The sequence below is a fragment of the Desmonostoc vinosum genome (assembly GCF_059505385.1).
On sequence record NZ_JCACKM010000292.1, the window covers coordinates 1 to 4,213 of the forward strand.

Consider the following 4,213-nt stretch of genomic DNA (forward strand, 5'->3'; position numbering starts at 1 on the left):
GGGGTGGGCATCTTGCCCGCCCTAATTATGCAAGTTATATATGGAACAGCTTATGATGAAGTAACCCCAGCTTGTGTAGAAAAATTAAAGCAAGGCATTTCTGATTCAGAGTGGATACTGTTTGAAAATAGTTCTCACATGCCTCATTTGGAAGAAACAGAAAGGTTTCTGCAGGTGCTGGACGAATTTTTGAGCCGAGTAGAATGCGATCGTAATTCTGTTGATTAAAGGGAACTCCCCTTTATGGCGACCAAACTCAAACATGATGCTTGATGATGCGCGATCGCACTTGTTGTACTAAGTCATCAACCGGATTTGTAGCCCTTAATTGGACTTTTTTTTAGATTTTTTTCCCCCTAGTTGGGGTTGATTGTTCAAAACTTGAGAGTGAAGACTTACCATCAGATAAGCACTCATGATAATTTCCCACCATTTCTGTATTTCCGCAGGAAACTTTGCAAGACAGTGGTGGGTTCAAGCCCCTACTGATTGTAATTTTGAATTGATAATGCGCGAATTTTGAATTGTTTTGACTGGGATTTTTCCGAGAATAACTGCCTAAACAGTATCAATAAAGGTCGTTTAAAATTGATGATATCGGCAAAATTATCCAAGTTTTTCATGAGAAGTTTATTAGCCACAATTCAAATACTTGATTTGGCTAACAACTGTAGTTTATTTAACTAGGATAATTTGGAAATGTCTCAAATCACAATTTCTACCTTGCATACTGCTGGCTCTGATCTATTTTCTGATTCTGAAAGTTACTTAAAAGATCTGTCTGAAAAAGACCTTAATATTCAAGGCGGTATTATGCATATTCTCCTTATGGAAGTAAGCGGTTCTATTATAACAGTTGCTTCTGCATTTCTTGGGGTTGGTATTGGAGCGGCCACAAGCTACGCATATGCTAAATACAAAACAATAGTTGACTAGAACGGAATGTTAGAAAAGGGTTTCATATAATTTAGCAATTTTGATGAAATCCAGTAACCGAAAAATTTAATTATTTTTAGGCACAATTATCTTAGTTGTGCCTAAAAATAACTTGCATCCTGAATTCATGATTGGGGTATTTCATCATTTAATTTGAAGTCAGCCAAGTTGATCGCACCTGTCACCTGAACAGCCAGTGCATGAACCGTCTTAAGATCAGCCGTCATCGAGTGTAGTGGACCATCAACTAACAGTGAGGCCAGTCCATGTACCAAACTCCAAATTGAAATCGCTGCTGTATTACGATCGCGTTCCACCAAATGAAACTCATCAATGACCTCTAGCAACAATCGGAAAACTGGCGTACAGGTTGGGTTTTCATCTTCTAGTGGGGAACCCATCTCAGGGCGAAACATCAGGCGAAACTGATCTGGATGTTGCACTGCATACATGACATAGGTAACACCGATCGCCTGCAATTTTTCCTGGGGAGTCGTTTTTCCCTGTAGAGCTGCCTGAGAAGCGCGATCGAGGTTTTGAAACCCGTCCAAAACCAGTTCGCGAATCAGGTCAGCTTTATCCTTGAAGTGATGATACGGCGCACCAGGGCTAACTCCAGCCCGTCGAGCCACTTCCCGCAAGGTGAGCGATTCAATACCCGATTCTTCCATGACTGCCCGTGCCGCCTCTAGCAATGCCAGGCGAAGGTTGCCGTGATGATAAGCATCTGATTTTTTCGAGGTTTTGGACAGCACAGGTAGAACTCAAAATTAGATCTTGACATTGTTTAGATTTTATCGCATCTTAGTAGTGTTCAGATTCTAAACAGTGTTTAGATTTAAGTTGTCAGTTAGGAGTTTCTCGATGCTTTTGTCCTCTAAAAACGTTTTGGTGTTCGCGGCAACGGGTGCGATCGCCAGTGAAGTTGCCCGTAAGTTTGCCCGGGAAGGCGCTCAGGTGTGGCTATCGGGGCGCAATGCTGAGGCTCTGAAAACATTGGTCAGGCAGATCACTGATGAGGGTGGTATCGCTAAGGCAGATGTGGTGGATGCCACTGATCCGATTGCCGTAACTGATTATGTGAATCGAGTTGCAGCTACAGCAGGCTCAATCGATGCGGTTTTTAATGGCATTGGGGGGCGACCCGTAGATTTGGGCTATCCCGAACCCTCAACGAAGGTTGAACTGAGTCAATTTCTGAAGCCGTTGCAGATTATTTTGGGTTCTACGTTTCTCACCTCCCGCACCGTTGGAGTGCAGATGATGCAGCAAGGGAGTGGCTCGATCGTCACCCTCTCTGCCACGCTAAGCGGCATGACGGCAGCCAACATGGCAGGCATTAGCGCAACCTGTGGCGCGATTGAAGCAATGACGCGATCGCTGGCGGGGGAGTTTGGTCGAGCTGGGGTGCGCGTCAACTGTGTCCGAGGATCGGCAATGCCAGAAACCCGCACCATTCAAGAAACGATGGCAGGGCAAAGCCGGATTTTTGGTGAGATGCCGCCGATGTCACTGCCGCCGCTGGGTCGCCCTATTTCTGTGGCTGAAACGGCTTCTACAGCAGCATTCTTGGCTTCTGATGCAGCAAGTGGCATGACGGGGCAAGTGATTACGGTCTGTGCAGGAGCGTTTGTTGGCTAATCGCAATTCCTTAACGACCATCCCCGGAGAAAATCTCATGACAAAATTTGATGATCATCCTACCGTGCGCTGGTGGCGCGAACAGCCTGTTGCCCAAACCCGTGTTAGGTTGAATGCCGAATCGCTGCGATCGCTCTGTCTCGAAGCCGGAGCCGATGATGTCGGATTTGTGGAACTGGATCGAGAGGCAATTGTCGATCAGCGCTCAGATATCCTGGCAGCCTTTGCCCCGACCCAAACGCTGATTAGCATTGTCTGCCGGATGAATCGGGAAAACGTGCGAACTCCGGCGCGATCGGTTGCCAATGTGGAATTTCACGCCAACTATGAGGAAGTGAACGAAGTTGCTCGCACGATCGTGAAAATGCTAACCCAGATTGGGGTGAGAGGTTTGTATCCATCGGCAGGGTTTCCGATGGAAATGGATCGCTTTCCAGGAAAAATCTGGGTCGTTTCTCATAAACCCGTTGCGGTGGCAGCAGGGTTAGGTCATATGGGGCTGCATCGAAACGTGATTCATCCTAAGTTTGGAAATTTCATTTCGCTGGGCACAATTCTCATCGATTCAGAAGTAACAGCCTACGATCAGCCGATCAACTTCAATCCCTGCATTGATTGCAAATTGTGTGTTGCAGCCTGCCCAGTCGGAGCGATCGCCCCCGATGGTCACTTCAACTTTTCCGCGTGTTACACCCACAACTACCGCGAGCTGATGAGCGGTTTCACCGATTGGACAGAGACGATCGCCGATAGCAAAAGCGCCCGTGACTACCGCCAAAACGTGACCGCTTCAGAGTCGGCTTCCATGTGGCAAAGCCTATCCTTCAAAGCCAACTACAAAGCCGCTTATTGCCTTGCCGCTTGCCCAGCCGGGGAAGATGTCATTGCACCTTTTTTGAGCGATCGCAAAGGGTTTGTCCGTGAAATCGTCAAACCCTTGCAAGATAAACTCGAACCGATCTATGTAGTGCCCGGATCGGATGCAGAAGCATATGTTGCCCGTCGTTTTCCCCACAAAACGATCCGGCGGGTCAGTAGCGGCATTCGCCCTCAATCGATTCCGGGATTTCTGTTTGGCTTGCCGCTGCTGTTTCAACGCGATCAGTCCAAAGGATTGAATGCAATCTATCACTTCACATTCTTTGGGGCAGAGGCGCATCAAGCCACTGTGACGATTGGCAATCGCGCTGTTCATGTCGAAAGGGGGCATACTGGTAAGGCAGATTTGGCGATCGTAGCAGATAGCCAAACCTGGTTAGGTTTTCTAGCAAAAGAGCAGAATTTGGTTTGGGCGCTACTGCGGCGCCAGATTCGGATTAAAGGCTCACTCAAACTGCTTCAGGCATTTGGCAAATGCTTTCCAGCATGATCAAACAATACTTCGGACAAAATTAGGCAGCAATAACACCGTAAGAGCGTAGGTTTTGGTAGTTAGGATGGGATTTAATGATAATAAAGGAAAGCTCCATAACTCGTTTAAGTGAGGAGAGAGTGTGGAGGTTGTAAGCCATGCGGTAATACTGGACTAATCATTGTATAGCAGTCGATCTATTGGTGCAAGCTTGATTGCTTTTACCTTAGCCGTTCTGTAAAACCTACCCAAAACTACCTAAGTCTAGACGAAACTGGACATTAG

Annotated in this window: 5 protein-coding genes; 4 read left to right on the forward strand and 1 reads right to left on the reverse strand. The window is 46.8% G+C overall.

The features are described 5' to 3' along the window. Window positions 1-228, forward strand: a 228-nt coding sequence (locus AC5JMF_RS30110) for an alpha/beta fold hydrolase (RefSeq protein WP_495799375.1), incomplete at its 5' end; no start/stop codon positions are given. A gap of 471 nt (window positions 229-699) precedes the next feature. Beyond that, complete coding sequence (locus AC5JMF_RS30115; protein WP_495799376.1) at window positions 700-936, forward strand: hypothetical protein; 237 nt, start codon at window positions 700-702, stop codon at window positions 934-936. Between the two features lie 125 nt (window positions 937-1,061). Here AC5JMF_RS30115 and AC5JMF_RS30120 read toward each other — a convergent pair whose 3' ends face one another. After that, entirely contained in the window at window positions 1,062-1,691 is a 630-nt protein-coding gene (locus tag AC5JMF_RS30120; RefSeq protein WP_495799377.1) for a TetR/AcrR family transcriptional regulator, read from the reverse strand. Between the two features lie 109 nt (window positions 1,692-1,800). On the opposite strand from AC5JMF_RS30120, the gene AC5JMF_RS30125 reads away from it, so the two are divergent. Beyond that, the gene (locus tag AC5JMF_RS30125; RefSeq protein WP_495799378.1) at window positions 1,801-2,577 is read left to right on the forward strand and encodes an SDR family NAD(P)-dependent oxidoreductase; all 777 of its coding nucleotides are present in this window, start codon (window positions 1,801-1,803) and stop codon (window positions 2,575-2,577) included. A gap of 37 nt (window positions 2,578-2,614) precedes the next feature. Next, window positions 2,615-3,946: an SCP2 sterol-binding domain-containing protein gene (locus AC5JMF_RS30130; RefSeq protein ID WP_495799379.1), complete on the forward strand. Its 1,332-nt coding sequence runs from the start codon at window positions 2,615-2,617 to the stop codon at window positions 3,944-3,946. Window positions 3,947-4,213: the final 267 nt, after the last annotated feature.

Excerpts from the sequence above, each read along its gene's own strand:
- AC5JMF_RS30115 (WP_495799376.1), top strand. The coding sequence starts at position 700 with ATGTCTCAAATCACAATTTCTACCTTGCATACTGCTGGCTCTGATCTA.
- AC5JMF_RS30125 (WP_495799378.1), top strand. The coding sequence starts at position 1,801 with ATGCTTTTGTCCTCTAAAAACGTTTTGGTGTTCGCGGCAACGGGTGCG.
- AC5JMF_RS30130 (WP_495799379.1), top strand. The coding sequence starts at position 2,615 with ATGACAAAATTTGATGATCATCCTACCGTGCGCTGGTGGCGCGAACAG.